Here is a 20,492-nt window from a genome sequence, read left to right as displayed (position 1 = left end):
ATGCGATTGAATGCGCTACTGCCCCTCACCCTCGCCCTGCTCGCCGCCCCGGCGCTGCAAGCCGAGGAACTGCCCAAGGCGGTCCAGCAACTGCAAGCCAAGGGCGCCGTGATCAAGGGCAGTTTCGACGCGCCCGACGGCCTGCGCGGCTATGCCGCCGAATACCAGAACAACGGCATCGCCCTCTACCTGACAGCGGATGGCAAGCATGTGCTGGTCGGCAGCCTGTTCGACGAACAAGGCAAGGACCTCAGTGCCGAGCCGCTGGAAAAGCTGGTGTACGCGCCGATGAGCAAAGAGATCTGGGCGAAGATGGAAAAGACCGCATGGATCGCCGACGGCAAGGCCGACGCGCCGCGCGTCGTCTACCTGTTCAGCGACCCCAACTGCCCGTATTGCAACATGTTCTGGGAACAGGCCCGACCATGGGTCGAGTCAGGCAAGGTGCAGTTACGCCACATCATGGTCGGCATCATCCGCGAAGACAGCCCCGGCAAGTCCGCCGCGCTGCTCGCGGCCAAGGACCCGGCCACGGCCTTGCTGAGCCATGAGAAGGCCGGCAAGGCCAGCACGCTCAAGCCACTGGCGAAAGTGCCGGAGGCGGTGCAGAAGAAGCTCGAGCTGAACATGGCGCTGATGGAGGAGTTGGGGCTGGCAGCCACCCCGGCGATCTTCTACCAGGACGAGCACGGCAACCTGCAGAGCCAGCAGGGCGCGCCGCGCCCGGAAATGCTCGGCAAGATCCTCGGCAAGCGTTGAACGCCGTCGCCGGCCCCACCCGCACCCTCGAACAAGGGTGCGGGTGGGGCCGGCGAGGGTCCGAGGCTACAACGCCTCCAGCTCCGCCATCAGGTCGCTCAGCCGATCGACCTTGTCCGTGTCCAGCGCGCTGTCCTGCAACCCCCTCACATACTCGGCCAACGCCTCCACGGTGCTGCACTCGAACATCGCCCGCAGTGGCACGTTCAACTGCAACGCCTTCTGCACCCGCGAGGCGATCTGCGTGGCCAGCAGCGAGTGCCCGCCCAGTTCGAAGAAGTTGTCGCGCACCCCGACCCGTTCGGCCTTGAGCACTTCGGCCCAGATACCGGCGAGGGTCTGCTCCAGCTCATCGCGCGGCGCCAGGTAGTCCTGGCCGTGTCGACCGCCGATGTCGATGACGGGCAAGGCCTTACGGTCGAGCTTGCCGTTGGCGTTGTGCGGCAGGCCGTCGAACCAGCCCCAGTGCTGCGGCACCATGTATTCCGGCAACTCGGCGCGCAGGCGCTGCCTGATCCGTTCGAGCAGCGCGCCATCGGCAATCACGTCCTGGCGTGCCACCAGGTAGCCGACCAGATGCTTGCCATTGGCGCCCTCCTGCACGCCCACTGCGGCATCGCGCAGCTCCGCCTGTTCATGCAGGCGCGCCTCGATCTCGCCCAGCTCGATGCGATAGCCGCGAATCTTCACCTGGTGATCGATGCGCCCGACATACTCGAGCACGCCATCCGGACGACGACGAGCCAGGTCGCCGGTGCGGTACAAGCGCTCGCCCGGCGCGCCATGGGGATGCGGAACGAAAGCCTGGGCGGTACGCAGCGGGTCACCGACATAGCCACGGCCGATACCGCTGCCGGCGACGCACAACTCGCCCACCGCCCCCAGCGGCACCAGGGCATGATCCTCGCCCAGCAGGTACAGCCGGTTGTTGTCGGTCGGCGTGCCGATCGGCAGGTAGCTGCCACGGGTAGAGGCCTCGTCGACCCGGAAGAACGCCACGTCGTCCGAGCACTCGGCCGGGCCATAGGCGTTGACCAGGCCAATCGCCGGGTAACGCTGCAACCACTGCGCGGCCAGTTCGGGGGGCATCGCCTCGCCGGTCGGCAGCATCCAGCGCAGGCCGTCGAGCGCCTGGTGGTCACCCGCCAGCATGCCCTGGATCAGCGACGGCACGCTTTCCAGCACGGTGATACCGGTGGCCTGGACGTGCGCCAGCAACCCTTGCGGGTCATGGGCGATGGCGTTCGGCACGATCTGCACCGTGGCGCCGAACAAGGGCGCGGCGAGGAACTGCCAGACCGAGATGTCGAAGCTCTGCGAGGCGGTCTGGGCGATCACGTCCTGCTCGTCCAGCGCCAGGTACGGCACTTTGCTCAGTTGGTTGTTGAGCATGCCGCGCTGCTCGACCATCACGCCCTTCGGCAAGCCGGTGGAGCCTGAGGTGTAGATCACGTAGGCGAGGTTGTCCGGCCTGCTGTGGATGCCTGGGTTGGCGCAGTCCACGCAACTTGCCTGCACCGTTTCCCAGACCAGCAGCTTCGGGCGCACCGCGCCGGCCACTTCATCGAGCAGCAGGCGCGCCTGTTCGGCGCAGGCGGCGCTGCACACCAGCACCGGCGTGCGGCTAAGCTCGACGATACGTTGCAGGCGCGCCGCCGGCAGGCCCGGGTCCAGCGGCAGGTAGCCGGCGCCGGCCTTGAAGCTGCCGACGATCATGCCCAGCAGGGCCAGGCCGCGCTCGGCCAGCAGCGCCACCGGCTGGTCGATGGCCACGCCCGCCGCCACCAGGGCATGGCCCAGGCGGTTGGCCGCCACGTTCAGCCCGGCATAGTCGTAGGACGCCTCCTGGCAGCGCGCGACCGTGCGCTGCGGATGAGCGGCGACCCGCGCCTCGAACAGCTCGACATAGCTCTGCTCCAGCGCATAGACGTGTTCGGTGCGGTTGCAGTCGTCGAGCAGGAAGCGTTGCTCCTGCGCGCCCAGCAATGGCAGTGCGTCCACGTCGCCCTCGAAGCCGTCCAGCAGCGCCAGCAGCAGGCGCTTGAACTCGCCCAGCAGGCGCTCGATGGTGGGGAAGTCGAAGTAACGCTGGTCGAACGACAGGTGCAGGCCAAGGTCATCGCCCGGGTAGCACACCGCAGTCAGCGGGAAGTTGGTGTGGGTCCGGCCCGAATCGGAACTGGCATTCAGGTGCTGGGCATGGTCGAGCACGGCGCTCTCCACCGGCGCGTTCTCGAACACGAACAGGCTGTCGAACAAGGGTTGGCCCTTGGGCAGCTCGCTGCATTCCTGGATGGCCACCAACGGCAGGTACTCGTACTCGCGCAGTTGCATGTTGCATTCGAGCAACGCCTGCAACCATTGGCGCACGCTGCGGCGCTCGCCTGGTCGGGGCAGTTGCACGCGCAGGGCGATGCTGTTGATGAACAGCCCGACCGTTCGTTGCATCTGCGGCAGGCTCACCGGACGCCCGGCCACGGTGACGCCGAACACCACGTCGCGCTCGCCGCTGTAGCGTGCCAGGGTCAGGGCCCAGGCCGCCTGGGCGAAGGTGTTGACGGTCAGCTGATGGGCCTGGGCCAACTCGCGCAGACGCGCGCCTTGGCTGACCTCCAGGCGGGTATGGCAGTCTCCCACCTGCATGCCGTCGCCGGCATGGTCATGGCGCAGCGGACGGTCGCTGGGGACGGCCGTGGCGCGTTCGAAGCCGGCCAGGTTGTCCTGCCACCATTGGCGCGCCTCGGCAAGGTCCTGACGTTGCAGCCAGCCGATGTAGTCGCGGTAGCGCGGCGGCACCGGCAACGCCGCCGGGCGGCCTTCGCCAAGGGCCTGGTACAGCTCGAAGAAGTCGTTCATCAGCAGCGAACGACACCAGGCATCGATCAGGATGTGGTGGTTGCTCATCATGAACCAGTAGCGCTCATCGGCCACCCGCACCAAGCGCAGGTGGAATGGCGCCTCGCGCAGCAGCTCGAAGCCGGCCTCGCGCTCCTCTTTGTGCAAGGCTTGCAGGCGCTGTTCCTGGGCGGCCTCGTCAAGGTCACGCCAATCCTGGTAGTCCACCGGCAGGCGGCCCGGCTTGTGGATGATCTGCAGCATCGCCTCGCCGGCGTTCCAGCTGAACGATGCGCGCAGTGCCTCATGGCGTGCCACCACGGCCTGCCAGGCCTGGGTGAAACGCTCGGGATCCAGGGCGCTGTCGATCCGATAGCGGTCCTGCATGTAGTACAGACCGGTGCCTGGCTCCAGCAGGGTATGCAGCAGCAGGCCCTCCTGCATCGGCGTCAGTGGGTAGACGTCTTCGATCTCGGCGGCCGGCACCGGCAACGTATCGATCTGCTCCTGGGTCAGTTGCGCCAGCGGGAAGTCCGACGGCGTGAAGCTGCCGTTGCCCTCGGCCAGGCAATGCGCGACCAGGGCCAGCAGTTCCTGGCGATAGGCTTCGGCCAAGGCCTCGATGGTCGATACCTCGAAGCGCTCGTTGCTGAAGCGCCAGCGCAACTGCAGGGCACCGCCATACACCTGGCCATCGACGCTCAGCCAGTTCGGCAGCGGCGCCTCCAGGTCATGGGGCAGGCCCGCCGGTTCATCCAGCGGCTGGAACAGCGCCGTGGCGTCGAACTGCTGGTCGAACTGGCCGAGGTAGTTGAAGGTGATGCGTGCCTGGGGCAACGCTGCCATGCGTTCGCGCACGGCCGGATCGGCCAGGTAGCGCAGCACGCCATGCCCCAGGCCCTTGTGCGGGACCTGGCGCAGTTGCTCCTTGATGCCCTTGATCGACGCCGCCCGGGCCGCCTCGTCATCGCCCGGGACGGGGCTCAGGCTCAGCGGATAGGCATTGGTGAACCAGCCGACGCTGCGGGTCAGGTCCATGTCTTCGAACAGACCGTCACGGCCATGGCCCTCGAGCTGCACCAACACCTGCGCATCGCCGGTCCAGCGGCACAGGGTGCGCGCCAGGGCGGTCAGCAGCAGGTCGTTGACCTGGGTGTGGTACGCCGCCGGGGCTTGCTGCAGCAATTGCCGGGTCTGTTCGGTGTCCAGCTCGATGGCCAGGCTTCGGGCATGACGCTGCAGGTTGCCGCCCTGAGGGTGGTCGCAGGGCAGTTCAAGGCAGGCGTCGCCCAGCTGGGTTTCCCACCAGTCCAGCTCGTCGCGCAGCGAATCACTGCCGGCATAGCTGGCCAGGCGCGCGGCCCAATCGCTCATGGCATGGGTCTTGGCCGCCAGCGTGGCGCCGCGGTACAGCGCCTGCAGGTCTTCCAGCAGCACCCGCCAGGACACGCCATCGACCACCAGGTGATGGATCGCCAGCAGCAAGCGTTGCGCCCCCTGCCCGTCGGTCAGCAGCAACCCTCGCAGCAGCGGCCCCTGATCGAGGTCCAGGCTGCGTTGCACATCGGTGTACAACGCCTGGCAGTCGGCAAAGTCGCTGACCGTGGCGGTCCACAACAGCGGTTGGCCGCCCGCCTGGGCGTAGTCGCCGTGCCAGCGGCCATTGGCCTGGACGAAGCGCAGACGCAGGCTGTCGTGGTGCGCCACCAGCGCGCCGAGGGCCCGCTCCAGGCGCTCGGCCTGCAGTGGCTGGCGTCCCTCGAGCAGCACCGCCTGGTTCCAGTGCTGTGGTTGCGCCACTGCGCTGTCGAAGAACCAGTGCTGGATCGGCGTCAGGGCGGTGCGGCCCTGGCGTAGCCCCTGCTCGATGTCGCTGGGCGCCGCGCTGCGGGTGACCACCGCCGCCAAGGTCTGGATGGTCTGGTGCTGGAACAGGTCGCGCGGGGTGAACTGCAAGCCCAACTGACGAGCGCGGCTGACCACCTGGATCGACAGGATCGAATCACCGCCCAGCTCGAAGAAGTTGTCCTGCACGCCAATGCGCGGCACGTTGAGCACTTCGCGCCAGACCTGCGCCAACTGGCTTTCCAGCGCATTGGCCGGGGCCAGGTAATGCTGGCGCGCCTGTTCCAGGTCCGGTGCCGGCAGTGCGCGGCGGTCGAGCTTGCCGTTGCCCATCAGCGGCAGGCGCTCGAGCAGCACCAGGTGCGCCGGCACCATGTACTCCGGCAGATGCCGGCGCGCATCGACCTTGACCGCGTCGCGCAACAGGGCCTGCGCCTCGCTGTCGGCCGAGGCCTGCGCGCACACCAGGTAGCCGACCAGTTGCCTGCCACCCGGAAGGTCCAGGGCCAGGACGACGGCCTCCTCGACATCCGCGTGCGCTTGCAGACGGCTCTCGATCTCGCCCAGTTCGATGCGGAAACCGCGGATCTTCACCTGCTGGTCGGCGCGCCCGACATACTCCACCAGACCGTCGGCGCACAACCGCACCAGGTCGCCGGTGCGATACAGGCGGCCACCGTCATGACTGAACGGGTCGGCGACGAAGCGCTCGGCGCTGAGGCCTGGACGGTCGTGATAGCCCTGGGCCAGGCCGGCGCCACCGATATACAGCTCGCCGATCCCGCCCGGCGGCAGCAAGGCCAGGTCCTCGTCGAGGATGTAGGCGCTGCGCGCCCCGATCACCCGCCCGATCGGCACGCTGCCGGCCTCGCCGGGCAGCGTGTCCGGAGCCAGGCAGGCCAGTGGCATGACCACGGTTTCGGTAGGCCCGTAGGCGTTGAACAACTGCTGCGGCGCGAACGCCTGGCGGATGCGTTGCAGGTGCTCGCCGGTCAGCGCCTCGCCGCCGGTGATCACCAGGCGCACCGGCAATCGCTGGCCTTGCCCGGCCAGGTGCTGGGCCAACTGGCTGCCATAGCTCGGGGTGCAGCCGAGAATGCTCACCTGCTGCTCGCGCAGCAGTTGGCAGATCTCTTCGGCGCCCCACTGGCCCTGGGCCCGCAGCACGACGCGGGCGCCGCACAGCAACGGGGTCAGCAGCCGCTCGCTGGCGGCATCGAAGTTGATCGAATAGAAGTGCAGTTCGCAGTCGTCGCTGCGCATGCCGAACGCGGCGATCACCGCCTGGCAGTGCATGGCGATCTCGCCATGGCTGACCACCACACCCTTGGGCTGGCCGGTGGAACCGGAGGTGTAGATCAGGTAGGCCTGGTGCTGCGGCAGGTTGAGGTTGTCCAGCGGAGCATCGCTGTAGCCCGACAGGTGCGCGGCGTCATCCTCCAGGCACCAGCTGGCCACGCCCTCGGGCAGCGGCGCCAGGCGCTCGAGCAGCCCGCGCTGGCCAAGCAGCAGGCCCAGGCGGCTGTCCTCGATCATGTAGCGCAGGCGGTCGATCGGGTATTCCGGGTCCAGCGGCACATAGGCGCCACCGGCCTTGAGGATGGCCAACAGGCCGACCACCATGTCCGGCGAGCGCTCCAGCGCCAGGCCGACGCGGACCTGCGGGCCGACCCCGCGCTCGCGCAGGGCGCGGGCCAGGCGATTGGCCCGCTGCTCCAGCTCGGCGTAGCTCAGGTGCTGGCCGGCGAAGGTCAGCGCCAGGGCGCCGGGCGTGCGCTCGGCCTGGGCGGCGAACAAGCCGTGCAGGGTCTGGTCGAGAGCGCAGTCCTGCTCGCCCTGGAGCTGGCCGATCAACAGTTGCCGCTCGGCCGCGCCAAGCATCGGCAGCTCGCACAGCCGCTGCCCTGGATCGTCGAGCATGGCCACCAGCAGCTGTTGCCAGTGCTCGGCCATGCGGGCGATGCGCGGCTCGTCGAACAGGTCGCGGCTATAGGTGAAGCAGCAGCCCAGGCGGCCATCGAGGTCGGTCACCTCGAGATACAGGTCGAACTTGGTGGCGCTGGCGTCGTTGACCAGGTAGTCCACCTGCATGCCGACCAGCTCGCGACTCTGCTGGAAAGCCCAGCGCTGTACGTTGCACATCACCTGGAACAGCGGATTGTAGGCGCTCGAACGCGGTGGTTGCAGTGCCTCGACCAGTTGCTCGAACGGCAGGTCCTGGTGCGACTGGCCTTCGACAATGGCCTGGCGCACCTGCTCGAGCAACGCGGCGACGCTCATCTGCCCGTCCAGCTCGCAACGCAGCACCTGGGTGTTGAGGAAGGCACCGATCAGCCCTTCGCTTTCCGGGCGGATACGGTTGGCCACCGGCGCGCCGATGCGCAGGTCGCGCTGGCCGCTGTAGCGGTGCAGCAGGACGGCCAGGGTGGCGGTCATGGTCATGAACAGGGTCAGGCCACGCTGGCCGTTGAAGGCGTGAACGCGTTCGACCAGTGTCGGGGCGAGGTCGAAGCGGTACAGCCCGCCACGATGGCTCTGCACCGCCGGACGCGGGCGGTCGCTGGGGAGGCTCAGCACTGGGTGCTCATCGCCCAGGCGTGCCTGCCAGTAGGCCAGCTGGCGCGCACCCTCGCCGCTCTCCAGCCACTGGCGTTGCCACACGCTGTAGTCCAGGTACTGCACCGGCAGCGGTGCCAGCGGCGACTCGCGCTCGTCGACGAAGGCCTCGTACAGCTCGGCCAGCTCACGGGCGAAGATGTCCATGGCCCAGCCTTCGGTGACGATATGGTGCAGGGTCAGCACGAAGTAGTGTTCGCGCTCGGCGGTCTTCACCAGGCAGGCGCGCAGCAATGGCCCCCAGGCCAGGTCGAACGGCTGGTGCGCCTGGTCGTCCGCCAGTTGCTGCAGGCGTCGCTGCCGGGTGTCTGCGGCGCCAGCAGTGAAATCGTGCCACTGCAGTTGCAGGCTGCTGTCGTCGGCCACGCACTGGCACGGCTTGCCGTCGACGCTGGGGAAGGTGGTACGCAGGGTCTCGTGGCGCACGATCAACGCCTGCAAGGCGCGTTCGAAGGCATCCACATGCAGCACGCCGCTCAGGCGCGCCATGCCGCCGACGTTGTAGGCGGGGCTGTCCGGCTCCATCTGCCAGAGGAACCACATGCGTTGCTGGGAGTAGGACAATGGCACGGCCTGGCGTCGATCGACCCGGGCAATCGCGCCCTGCCGGTTGCGCGCGCCGCTTTCGTGCAAGCGCGCGACCTCGGCGCAGAAAGCCCCCAGCTCGCGGGCCTCGAACAAGGCCTTGAGCGGCAACTCGACATCCAGCGCCTGACGGGTGCGCGAGACCACCTGGGTCGCCAGCAGCGAGTGACCACCGAGGGCGAAGAAATCATCCCGCAGGCCGACCTGCTTCAACCCAAGCACCTCGCGCCAGATCGCCGCGACCTGCTGTTGCAGTGGGCCCTGCGGCTCGACATGTTCACGCTGCTGCCAGACCGGCGCCGGCAGCGCCCTGCGCTCGACCTTGCCACTTGGCCCCAGGGGCATCCGCGCCAGGTGGATCAACTGCGCCGGCACCATGTAGGACGGCAGGCGCTCGGCCAGGGCCTGCAGCAACGCGGCATCCTGCTCGACACCACTGTAGTAGCCGACCAACTGGGCGCCGACGGCGTCCTGGTGAATCAGCACCAGGGCCTGCTCGACGCCAGGCTGGGCCAGCAGCACCGCCTGCACTTCCTCGGGCTCGACACGAAAACCACGCACCTTCACCTGCTGGTCGAGGCGTCCGAGGTAGTCCAGCGACGCACTGGGCACATGCCAGCGCGCCCGGTCACCGCTGCGGTACAGGCGCGCGCCGTTGCCGTCGGGCTGGGGCACGAAGCGCTCGGCGGTCAGGCCCGGGCGACCAAGGTAGCCTCGGGCCAACCCTGCGCCCCCCAGGCACAGTTCACCCGGCACACCTGGCACGCAAGGTTCGAAGCCATCGTCGAGCACCCGGCACAGGACATTGCCCAGCGGCCGGCCGATCGGCGAGCGCTCGCCATCGCTGGCCTGGCATTGCCAGTGGGTGACGTTGATAGCGGTCTCGGTCGGGCCATAGCGGTTGTCCAGCCGTACCTGTGGCAGCAGGTGCAGCACCCGGTCGCGCAACGCGGCGGACAGCGCCTCGCCACCGCTGAACAACCGGCGCAGGCTGGTACAGGCAGCGGCCTGCGGCTCCTGGACGAACACCTGCAACAGCGGCGGCACGAAGTGCAGCGTGGTCACCCCATGCTGCTGGACCAACTGGGCGATGCGTTGCGGATCACGGTGTTCGCCCGGCCCCGCGAGCACCAGCTTGCTGCCGGTGACCAGGGGCCAGAAGCACTCCCACACCGATACGTCGAAACTGATCGGCGCCTTTTGCATCAGCACGTCGCTGGCCTGCAGCGCATAGGTCTGCTGCATCCAGTGCAGACGCTCGGCCAGGGCCGCATGGGTGTTGCCCACGCCCTTGGGCTGGCCGGTGGAACCGGAGGTGTAGATCACATAGGCCAGGTTGTCGCCGTGCAGGTGCAGGCCGGGCGCCTGGCTCGGCCAGTTGTCCAGGTGCAACTGGTCAAGGGCGATGGCGCCGACACCGTCGACCTGTGGCAGGCGCTCGAGCAGGTCGCTGTGGCTGAGCAGCAGGCCAGCCTGGCAATCGGTGAGCATGTAGGCCAGGCGATCGGCTGGGTAGTCGATGTCCAGCGGCACATAGGCGCCGCCGGCCTTGAGGATGGCCAGCAGGCCTACCAGCAGTTGCGGCGAACGCTCCAGGGCGATGGCCACGCGGGTATCCGGGCCGACGCCCTTGTCACGCAGGTAGTGGGCCAGGCGGTTGGCCTGCTGGTGCAGCTCGGCATAGTCGAGCTGGCCGCCCTCCCAGACCAGCGCGGTGCGCTCGGGGGTCAACCGCGCCTGCTCGTTGAGCTGCTCGACCAGCAGCCGCTCGGCGCCTGGCATCACGGCTTGGCCCCAGGCCAGCAACTGCGCCTGGGCGGGCTCATCGAGCAGGCGCACGTCGCCCAGCGCCCGCTGCGGATCGGCGCACACCTGCTCGAGCAGGGCCAACAGGTGGCCGGCCAGGCGCTCGACGGTAGTCGCCTCGAACAGCTCGGCGGCATAGTCGAAAGCCAGGGTCAGGCGCCCCAGGTGGTCTTCCTCGCTGTGCAACTGCAGGTCGAACTTGGCCTCGCGGCTGTGCCATGGCAACTCTTCGGCGAGCAGGCCCGGCAGCCGGCGCAGGGCCGACAGGTCGCGCTGCTGGTGGTTGAACATGACCTGGAACAGCCCCTGCTCGCGCGCCTCGGGCAAGGCTTCGAGCAGTTGCTCGAACGGCAGGTCCTGATGGGCCTGGGCCTCCAGGGTAGCTTGGCGTACCTGCTCCAGCAGCCGGGCGAACGGCAGGCGGCCATCGAGCTCGGCACGCAGCACCTGGGTGTTGATGAAGAAGCCGACCATGCCCTGGGTTTCCAGGCGCGGGCGGTTGGCATTGGGCACGCCGACGCGGATATCGCCCTGGCCGGTATAACGGTGCAGCAGCGCCTGCCAACCGGCCAGCAGGACCATGAACAGGCTGGCCTGCCGTTCACGGGCCAACGCCTTCAGGGCCGTCCCCAGGCTGGCGGGCACCTTCACGCTCAAGCGCATGGCGCTGTTGGCCTGCTGGCTGGTGCGTGGCTGGTCGGTGCACAGGTCGAGCACCGGCAGGTCATCACCCAGCCTGGCGGTCCAGTAGCGCAGTTGGCGCTCGGCCTCGCCGCCGGCCAGCCACTGGCGCTGCCAACGGCCATAGTCGGCATACCCCAGCGCCAGCTCAGGCAGCGACGCCGCCTGCCCCCGGGCCGCGTACAGGCGGGCGAACTCGTCGAGCAGGATATTCAGCGACCAGCCGTCGGCGACGATATGGTGCAAGGTCACCCACAGTTGGTGCTCTTCATCGCCCAGACGCGCCAGGGTCACCCGCAGCAGCGGCCCCTGGCGCAGGTCGAACGGCTGCTGCGCCTCGTCCTCCCGGCGCGCGGCCACTTCGTCCGGCGCCAGGCCCTCGAGGTCGTAGCGCTGCAAGGTCAGCGGCATCTGCGGCAGGACGCGCTGCAACGCCTGGCCGTCGACCTCGTCGAACAGCGTGCGCAGGGATTCGTGACGGGCCACCAGCGCCTTGAAGCTGGCCTCGAGGGCCGCTTCGTCGAGCTCGCCACGCAAGTGCAGCCCCGCCGGAATGTTGTAGGCGGCCGATTGCGGCTGCAACTGCCACAACAGCCACAAACGGTTCTGGGCCAGCGATTGCGCCAGCGCCTGGGCGCGATCACAAGCCTCGATCGCACCCGGCGCGCTACCTCCCGCGGCAAGCTGGACCGCCACGGCGGCGCTGTACTCGGCCAGGGTCGGCGCCTCGAACAAGGTCCGCAGGCCCAGCTGGGTCCCCAGTTCGTCAGTGAGCTGCGCGGTCACCTGGGTAGCGGCGATGGAGTTGCCGCCCAGCAGCAGGAAGTGATCGTCCGCCGCCACCGCCTCGACCTGGAGCACCTCGCGCCAGACTGCGGCGATGCGCGCCTGCAATGGGTCGGCAACGTGTCCTCCAGCCCTTGCCGGCTCAAGCGCCGGAAAACGTGCATAGCAATCCAGGCTGCCATCGCCCATGCGCAGGCGGCAGGCCGAACGCTGCAGCTTGCCGCTGGACGTCTTGGGCAAGGCGCCCGGGTTGAGCAGCAGCACCGCTGCCGGAGCCTGGCGGCAGGCATCGGCGATCACCCGGCGCAGGGTATCGATCAACACCCTGGGCTCGACCGCCTTCTGCACGTTGCGACTGATCTCCACCGCCACGCCGATCCCCTCCTCGCCCTGGTCATCCACGGCGAATACCGCCACACGGCCCTTGCGCAACACCTCCACCTCGCGCTCGAGGGTCTTTTCCAGATCTTGCGGATAGAGGTTCTGGCCACGCACGATGAGCATGTCCTTCAGGCGTCCGGTGACGAACACCTCGCCGTCGCGCAGGAAGCCCAGGTCGCCGGTGCGCAACCAGGTCTGGCCATCGCGCTCGACGAACGTGCGGGCACTGGCCTCGGGATTGCGCCAATAGCCCAAGGCGATGCTCGGGCCGGCGGCCCAGATCTCGCCAACCTGATTGTCGCCCAGCGACAACTGCCGGCCCGGCTCGACGATGCGCACCGTATGCCCCGGCTGCGGGTAGCCGCAACTCATCAGCACACTGCCCTGGCCCGGCTCGGCGCGATTGCCGGCCAACGCCTCGGCGTCCAGCGCCAGGGCGCCGATACCCTGGCCGCGACGGCTGCCGCTGACGAACAGGGTGGCCTCGGCCAGGCCGTAGCTGGCAAAGAAACTGTCGGCCGCAAAACCGCAAGCGGCGAACTTGGCAGCGAAGGTGCTCAGGCTGTCCTGGCGGATCGGCTCGGAACCGGAATAGGCCACACGCCAACGGCTCAGGTCGAGCCCGGCCAGGGCCGCGTCGCTCACCCGTTCGCTGCACAGGCGGTAGGCGAAGTCCGGGCCGCCGCTGATGGTGCCGCCGTATTCGCTGATCGCCTGCAGCCAGCGCAGTGGCCGGGCGAGGAAGTAGCCGGGGGACATCAGCACGCAGGGCACGCCGCTGAAGATCGGCTGCAGCAGGCCGCCGATCAGGCCCATGTCGTGGTACAGCGGCAACCAACTGACGATCACATCGTCAGGGTTCAGGTCGATGCCGAAGCCGTGGCGGATCAGTTGCTCGTTGGCGACCAGGTTGCCGTGGCTGACCTGCACCCCCTTGGGCAACGCGGTGGAACCCGAGGTGTACTGCAGGAAGGCGATGTCATCGGCCGCCAGCAACGGTGGCTGCCACTGCCCGGCCAGGCACGGGTCCAGCCCGTCGACCGCCAGCAAGCCCGGCGCCTTGTCGCCACCGAGCCCCTGCAGGCTGTCGCACAGCGCCTCGACGGTGAGCAGCAGGCGTGGCTCGGCGTCATCGATAATCGACAGCAGGCGCTCCTGGTGGTGCTGGCGCGAGGACTCCGGGGGATAGGCCGGTACCGCGATCACGCCGGCGTACAGGCAGCCGAAGAAGGCCGCCACATAGTCCGGCCCACTGGGGAACAGCAGCACCGCGCGCTCGCCGAAGCCGGCCTGGGCCTGCAGCGCCACAGCGATGGTCCGGGCACGCTGATCGAGGTCCCGGTAACTGAGCACGGCCTGCTCGCCAGGCGCATCGGCGAGAAAGCGCAAGGCGACCTGGTCCGGGGTCCGGGCAGCGCGCTGCACCAGGGCCTGGACCAGCGATTGCGGGAGTTCGAAGGCGTCCGTCATGGAATGTTCCTGCCAGTGTCTGGGTAAGTCGCGCCCACACCACGCCGCGCAAGGGCGCGGACGGCGGCGATGGGCAGCCGGATGTACACAGGGGAACGGATGGGCAAGGCAAGAAATTAGCGTCGCCCGACTGCCGCAGCGGTAGCGGGCAAGGCCGGAAAGTTGAAGTGCTTCACAGCCTGCGGCTTAGCACAACATCGAATAAATACTCATTAGCTTTCGCAATTGACAATCATTATCATTCTGCATAGCTTGTCGCTCGTCGTAGGAAGCATCCCCTTTCGGTGTGCTCCCTTTCCCTTCCGAGACAAGGTGACTTCCATGGCGGAACAACTATCCACAAGTAAGTGCGATTCACCCTTACTCCAGGCCTTCGTCGACAACCGCAGCATCCTGGTCAAGATCGCCGCGCGCATCACCGGTTGCCGCTCCCGTGCCGAAGACGTGGTCCAGGACGCCTTCTTCCGACTCAGTGCCGCCCCGCAGATCACCTCTTCGTTCAAGGCCCAGCTCAGCTACCTGTTCCAGATCGTGCGCAACCTGGCCATCGACCACTACCGCAAGCAAGCCATGGAGCTGAAATACTCCGGCAGCGAGGAGGAAGGCTTGAACGTGGTCATCCAGAACGCCTCGCCCGAAGCCACCCACATCAACCTCGCCACGCTCGAGCACATTGCCGACGCCCTCAACGAACTGCCCCAGCGCACCCGCTACGCCTTCGAGATGTATCGCCTGCATGGCGTGCCGCAGAAGGACATCGCCAAGGAACTGGGCGTATCGCCGACACTGGTCAACTTCATGATCCGCGACGCACTGATCCACTGCCGCAAGAGCAGCCGCCAGGTCTGAAGACCCAGTGCCTGCAGGGGCCGGCTTGCCGGCCCTGCGTCAGGCCAACCGGCAACGATCGAAGAAACGCTCCCGCCCCAGGATCATCAGCGCCGCCCGCTTGTGCGGGAAATCGAACTCCTTCTCGCAATGGAAGCACTGGTCGTGCATGTAGCCGATCATCTTGCCGTTGTCGGCCCGCGGCTCGGCCACCACCCGCTGGGTGCGCGGGTCGTCGAGGAACAGGTAATGCACCAGCGCCGACAGCCAGCTGGCCACCTTGTGCGGACCACGGTGCGCCTCTTCCCCCACCAGCATGTGGATGCCGCGGTCGTAATCGTCGGCCGGATAGAACGGCGCGATGCGGTCTTCCTTGGCCCAGTAGGCCTCGAAGTAGGCGAAGGGCTCGTCGTCGAAGCAGCCGATCAGGGTCAGGGTATGCGGATCCTGCTCGAGCTTGGCCAGGTATTCACGGTGCTGCGCCAGCGTGCCGCCCTCCTGCCAGAACTGCACGACCCGGGGATGATTCTGCCAGCGGTTGAAACGCGCCAGGTCCTGCTCGATCTCCAGGGTGCGCAGCGAGACCCAGGCACCGAGGCGCGCGTCGAAGCGCCGGTACACCTCGCCATGGGGCTTGGGTGCCCGGCGCGGATGGCGCTTGCCCTGGCTGATCTGCATCTGCTGCGGATACACGCCAGCCAGCGACTCGCCCAGCCAGGGCTGGGGCAGTTGCCAGAACAGCGTGCGTTCGCACAGGTACTGCCCGGCCTGCTCACCCGGTAGCAGCAGGCCACTGGCCACGGCCCGCGGCTGCGCCTGAGGCAACCGCCAGTCCAGACGCTGGCAGGCCGGATCGCGGGACAGCAACCAGTAGCAGGCGGCCCACAACGCCTGCTCGGGGCGCTCGGGGCAGATCTGCTCGAGGTGGATTTCAAGCGCGTCGGCGTTGACCAGGCGCACACCGATCAACGGCCGCCCTTCCAGGGTCAGGCTCAGGCGGCAATCGCCCTCGTCGGCGTGCAAGGTGCGCCAGCGGGGCGCGCAAAGGGGCGGCGAAGCGGCATCGAACGGCATGGTCTTGGCTCACGGGGGAATGAAAGAAAGGCTCACTCCAGAGAACGTGACCGGTGCCGTGCGATTTAGTCCCGTGGCGCCTCGACGGTGATCTGGTAGGGCTGGAAGATGTGCAGCAGTTCGCCGTCCTCGCGCAGGCGGCGCAGTAGCCCGGCGAACGCCTCGGGGCTGATCGGCGCGCTGGGGCGCAGCAACGCGTAGTGATGATAGACCTGGTCGACCCGCTGCGAGGCGAGCAACTGGCTGACGCTGTCCGGGTTGCGCTTGAGGAAGTCGCTGAGGAACGAACGGGTGACCAGGGCGATGTCGGCCCGGCCACGCTCGACCATGCTCAGGTTGCTGTCGTGGGAGTAGGTCAGGGTCGCCCGGTAGCGCTTCTTCAGGTAGGCCGGGTCCGGATTGAAATCGGCGAAGGCATAGTGATAGCCGTTGAACAGGGCCAGGCGCTTGCCTTCAAGTTCATCGAAGTAGCGCTGGTCGCGCCCTGGCTGCTGGCGCGCGACGAAGATCTCGGCATCCTCCAGCCCCATGTCCACCGCCTTGTGCTCGATGCCCTGCCAACCCCATTGCGGGTTCTCGAAGACGGCCATGTCGGTGCGCCCCTGCTGGAAATCGCCGAAGCGCCGGGGAATCGAGGTGGGCACCAGGACGAAACGGTAGTCTGCCTGCAGCCGGTTCAACGCCTCGACCAGTTGCGGCAGCAGGCCGGTGTCCGCCCCTTGCTCCGGGCGCACGGTATAAGGAGGGAAGTGCGCCGCACCGACCTTCACCTCGACAGCCTCGCCGGCCCGTACCGCGACAGTCACGAACAGCGCGGCGAACATCAGGGAGAACGACACCTTGAAGCTGGGCAGTGGGATCAAGACGAGACACTCGTTGCGGATAGTGGCCTGGATGCGCCTAAGCTAGGCGTTTTCCGGTATGGGCACAACAGCCGGATATGCCAAAGTGCCAGGGGATGCCTTGTGCCGCGACATTGGCTACCCTCTACGGGTCCGCGCACCCGAGCGCGAAGTACAGCGTAATGGATTAGGGAGCCTGGCATGGGCCACTGGTTGGTGATCGACCTGGAAGCCACCACCGACGAAGGCGGCTGGCCGGTCACGGAGATGGAAATCATAGAAATCGGCGCAAGCCTGGTCACCCGCGACGGTCGCGAGGTCGATCACTTCCAGCGCTTCGTGCGCCCCAGGCGCAGGCCACAGTTGACGCCCTTCTGCCGCGAGCTGACCCACATCAGCCAGGCCGATGTCGACGGCGCTGCCCCGTTCACCGAGGTCTGGGGGCAATTCGAGCGCTGGCTGGGCCATCACCAGGGGCAACTGCAGGCCTGGGTCAGCTGGGGCGACTACGACCGCAAGCAATTGCTGCAGGAATGGCACCACCACCACCTGCGCAGCCTGCTGGAACAGCTGCCGCACATCAACCTCAAGCAGCGCTTTGCCAAGGCGCGTCATCTGCAGCGCCCCGCCGGACTCAACAGCGCCCTGCAACTGGCCGGCCTGCAGTTCGCCGGGCAACAGCACCGGGCCCTGGAAGATGCCCGCAACACCGCGCGCCTGCTGCCCCTGAGCCTGCCGGCGGGCACTGCCTGAAACAGATGACGCCAGGAAAGGCCTTGGGCATACTGGCCAGCCCTTTTTCCTCCCTGTTCCAGGAGTCGTCCCATGTTCAAGGTCAACGAGTACTTCAATGGCACCGTCAAGTCGATCGCCTTCGAAGGCCACGAAGGTCCGGCCACCGTTGGCGTGATGGCGCCGGGCGAATACGAGTTCGGTACCGCCAAGCGCGAGATCATGCATGTGGTCTCCGGCGCCCTGACCGTCAAGCTGCCGGGCAGCGACAACTGGGAGAAGTTCGAGGCGGGCAGCCAGTTCAACGTGCCGGCCGACAGCAAGTTCCAGCTCAAGGTCGCCGTCGACAGCGCCTACCTGTGCGAGTACCGCGACTGAGCTGAACGCCCTCATCGCGCAGAAAAGCCCGCTTCCACAGACGCCACCAGGACGTCGTGGGAGCGGGCTTGCCCCGCGATGGCTACTCGCGCAGAAAAGCCGCCACCTGCTGCGCGGCTGCCTGCAGATGCTGCTCATGACTGAACCCCGACGCCTTCAATGGCTTGAGGTCATGATCCCCCGCCACCAGCCAGCTCAGTTCGATCGCCGGCGATAGCGCATACCCCTCGACCGCCTCACGATTGCCCAGGGCATCACGCTCGCCCTGCACGATCAGCGTGCGCGTGCGCAGCGCCGCCAGATGCTCGACTCGCGGCTTCTCCGGCTTGCCCACCGCATAGAACGGATAACCCAGGCACACCAGCGCATCCGCCCCCAACTCATCGGCCAGCAGGCTCGCCATGCGTCCGCCCATGGACTTGCCGCCAACGGCCAACCGACCCGCGACAAAAGGTCGCACCTGTGCATATACCGTTCGCCAGGTTTCCAGCAACACCTTCTGCGGATTGGGCGGCCGCTTGCCGCCGCTGACACGCCGCTCGGCCATGTACGGAAACTCGAAGCGCACCACCCCTACCCCTTGCCGGGCCAGCCTTTGCGCCATGTCCTCCATGAACCCGCTGTCCATCGGCGCGCCCGCGCCATGGGCCAGGATCAGGCAGCCGGACGCGCCGTTTTTCCCCGCCAGATGCGGAGGATCGCAGCGCAAGCCTGGGACATTTGCGATCTTCGCCCATTGATCCCCGTCAATACCGGCACTTTGCCCATTAATCATGCTTGCCTCGCTGTTTAGCCTGCCTATAACCGTGGATGGGAACCCATACATGAACACAACCAGCAGTACCGCCTACAACTATCAGGTGGTCCGCCAATTCGCCATCATGACGGTGGTGTGGGGCATCGTCGGGATGGGGCTCGGCGTCTTCATCGCCGCCCAGCTCGCCTGGCCCGCCCTCAACCTCGACCTGCCGTGGACCAGCTTCGGCCGCCTGCGACCCTTGCACACCAACGCGGTGATCTTCGCCTTCGGCGGCTGTGCCCTGTTCGCCACCTCCTATTATTCGGTGCAACGCACCTGCCAGACCACCCTGTTCGCGCCACGCCTGGCCGCGTTCACCTTCTGGGGCTGGCAACTGGTGATCCTGCTGGCGGCGATCAGCCTGCCACTGGGCTACACCAGCTCGAAGGAGTACGCCGAACTGGAATGGCCGATCGACATCCTGATCACCATCGTCTGGGTCGCCTACGCCGTGGTGTTCTTCGGCACGCTGATGAAGCGCACCACCAAGCACATCTACGTGGGCAACTGGTTCTTCGGCGGTTTCATCCTGACCGTGGCGATGCTGCACATCGTCAACAACCTGGAACTGCCGGTCAGCCTGACCAAGTCCTACTCGGTCTACGCCGGTGCCACCGACGCCATGGTGCAATGGTGGTACGGCCACAACGCCGTGGGCTTCTTCCTCACCGCCGGCTTCCTGGGGATGATGTACTACTACGTGCCCAAGCAGGCCGAGCGTCCGGTGTATTCGTATCGACTGTCGATCGTGCACTTCTGGGCGCTGATCACCCTGTACATCTGGGCCGGCCCGCACCACCTGCACTACACCGCCCTGCCCGACTGGGCCCAGTCGCTGGGCATGATCATGTCGCTGATCCTGCTGGCACCGAGCTGGGGCGGCATGATCAACGGCATGATGACCCTCTCGGGCGCCTGGCATAAGCTGCGCAGCGACCCGATCCTGCGCTTCCTGGTGGTGTCCCTGGCCTTCTACGGCATGTCCACCTTCGAAGGCCCGATGATGGCCATCAAGACCGTCAACGCCCTGTCCCACTACACCGACTGGACCATCGGCCACGTGCATGCCGGCGCCCTCGGCTGGGTGGCGATGATCTCCATCGGCGCGCTGTACCACACCATTCCGAAAGTGTTCGGCAAGGAGCGCATGTACAGCATCGGCCTGATCAACGCGCACTTCTGGCTGGCCACCATCGGCACCGTGCTGTACATCGCCTCGATGTGGGTCAACGGCATCGCCCAGGGCCTGATGTGGCGCGCGGTCAACAGCGACGGCACGCTGACCTACTCGTTCGTGGAGACCCTGGTGGCCAGCCACCCTGGCTTCATCGTGCGCTTCGTCGGCGGCGCGATCTTCCTCACCGGCATGTTGCTGATGGCCTGGAACACCTGGCGCACCGTGCGTGCCCCGGCTGCCGAGCAAGCCACCGCCAACGCCCAGCTGGCCTGAGGAGTAGAGCCTGATGAAACACGAAGTCATCGAGAAAAACGTCGGCCTGCTGGCCTTGCTGATGGTGTTCGCCGTCAGCATCGGCGGCCTGACCCAGATCGTCCCGCTGTTCTTCCAGGACGTCACCAACAAGCCGGTCGAAGGCATGAAGCCCTACACCGCCCTGCAGCTCGAGGGTCGCGACATCTACATCCGCGAAGGCTGCGTCGGCTGCCACTCGCAGATGATCCGTCCGTTCCGCGCCGAGACCGAGCGCTACGGCCACTACTCGGTGGCCGGCGAGAGCGTCTGGGACCACCCGTTCCTGTGGGGCTCCAAGCGTACCGGGCCGGACCTGGCCCGGGTCGGTGGCCGCTACTCGGACGACTGGCACCGCGCCCACCTGTACAACCCGCGCAACGTGGTGCCGGAGTCGAAGATGCCGTCCTACCCGTGGCTGGTCGCCACCCAGGTCGACAACAGCCACACCGACGTCAAGATGCGCACCCTGCGCACCCTCGGCGTGCCCTACACCGACGACGACATCGCCGGTGCCCGCGAAGCGGTCAAGGGCAAGACCGAGATGGACGCGCTGGTCGCCTACCTGCAGGTGCTCGGCACCGCGATCAAGAACAAGAGGTGAGTG

At 67.2% G+C, this 20,492-nt stretch carries 10 protein-coding genes; 6 read left to right on the top strand and 4 right to left on the bottom strand.

The window, feature by feature from the left end; genetic code table 11:
• On the top strand, nucleotides 1-759 hold the full coding sequence (gene dsbG / locus F3J43_RS14870; RefSeq protein WP_166887730.1) for a thiol:disulfide interchange protein DsbG: 759 nt from the start codon (nucleotides 1-3) through the stop codon (nucleotides 757-759).
• A gap of 66 nt (nucleotides 760-825) precedes the next feature.
• Here dsbG and F3J43_RS14865 read toward each other — a convergent pair whose 3' ends face one another.
• The gene (locus F3J43_RS14865; RefSeq protein WP_166887727.1) at nucleotides 826-13,764 is read right to left on the bottom strand and encodes a non-ribosomal peptide synthetase; all 12,939 of its coding nucleotides are present in this window, start codon (nucleotides 13,762-13,764) and stop codon (nucleotides 826-828) included.
• A gap of 321 nt (nucleotides 13,765-14,085) precedes the next feature.
• On the opposite strand from F3J43_RS14865, the gene F3J43_RS14860 reads away from it, so the two are divergent.
• Entirely contained in the window at nucleotides 14,086-14,613 is a 528-nt protein-coding gene (locus F3J43_RS14860) for an RNA polymerase factor sigma-70 (RefSeq protein WP_166887722.1), read from the top strand.
• Between the two features lie 39 nt (nucleotides 14,614-14,652).
• Here F3J43_RS14860 and F3J43_RS14855 read toward each other — a convergent pair whose 3' ends face one another.
• Complete coding sequence (locus F3J43_RS14855; protein WP_166887718.1) at nucleotides 14,653-15,666, bottom strand: GNAT family N-acetyltransferase; 1,014 nt, start codon at nucleotides 15,664-15,666, stop codon at nucleotides 14,653-14,655.
• 65 nt (nucleotides 15,667-15,731) lie between these two features.
• On the bottom strand, nucleotides 15,732-16,529 hold the full coding sequence (locus F3J43_RS14850; protein ID WP_205297881.1) for a substrate-binding periplasmic protein: 798 nt from the start codon (nucleotides 16,527-16,529) through the stop codon (nucleotides 15,732-15,734).
• A gap of 180 nt (nucleotides 16,530-16,709) precedes the next feature.
• On the opposite strand from F3J43_RS14850, the gene F3J43_RS14845 reads away from it, so the two are divergent.
• A complete protein-coding gene (locus F3J43_RS14845) occupies nucleotides 16,710-17,261 on the top strand; it encodes a 3'-5' exonuclease (protein ID WP_166887715.1) in 552 nt (183 codons plus the stop codon).
• Between the two features lie 72 nt (nucleotides 17,262-17,333).
• Nucleotides 17,334-17,618 (top strand): pyrimidine/purine nucleoside phosphorylase, encoded by a 285-nt coding sequence (ppnP, locus tag F3J43_RS14840; protein WP_166887712.1) that lies wholly within the window; start codon nucleotides 17,334-17,336, stop codon nucleotides 17,616-17,618.
• Between the two features lie 82 nt (nucleotides 17,619-17,700).
• Here the strand turns inward: ppnP and F3J43_RS14835 are convergent, their stop codons facing one another.
• Nucleotides 17,701-18,444: an alpha/beta family hydrolase gene (locus F3J43_RS14835; protein ID WP_205297880.1), complete on the bottom strand. Its 744-nt coding sequence runs from the start codon at nucleotides 18,442-18,444 to the stop codon at nucleotides 17,701-17,703.
• Here F3J43_RS14835 and ccoN point away from each other — a divergent pair.
• Nucleotides 18,443-19,867 carry a cytochrome-c oxidase, cbb3-type subunit I gene (gene ccoN / locus F3J43_RS14830; RefSeq protein ID WP_166887710.1) on the top strand — a complete coding sequence of 475 codons (1,425 nt, stop codon included), beginning with the start codon at nucleotides 18,443-18,445 and terminating at the stop codon, nucleotides 19,865-19,867. The genes F3J43_RS14835 and ccoN overlap by 2 nt on opposite strands.
• Before the next feature lie 13 nt (nucleotides 19,868-19,880).
• The gene (gene ccoO / locus F3J43_RS14825; protein ID WP_166887707.1) at nucleotides 19,881-20,489 is read left to right on the top strand and encodes a cytochrome-c oxidase, cbb3-type subunit II; all 609 of its coding nucleotides are present in this window, start codon (nucleotides 19,881-19,883) and stop codon (nucleotides 20,487-20,489) included.
• Nucleotides 20,490-20,492 lie beyond the last annotated feature (3 nt).

It is taken from the genome of Pantoea sp. Cy-639 (assembly GCF_011752525.1).
Taxonomy (GTDB): Bacteria; Pseudomonadota; Gammaproteobacteria; order Pseudomonadales; family Pseudomonadaceae; genus Aquipseudomonas.
This window is presented reverse-complemented; position numbering and strand designations above follow the sequence as displayed.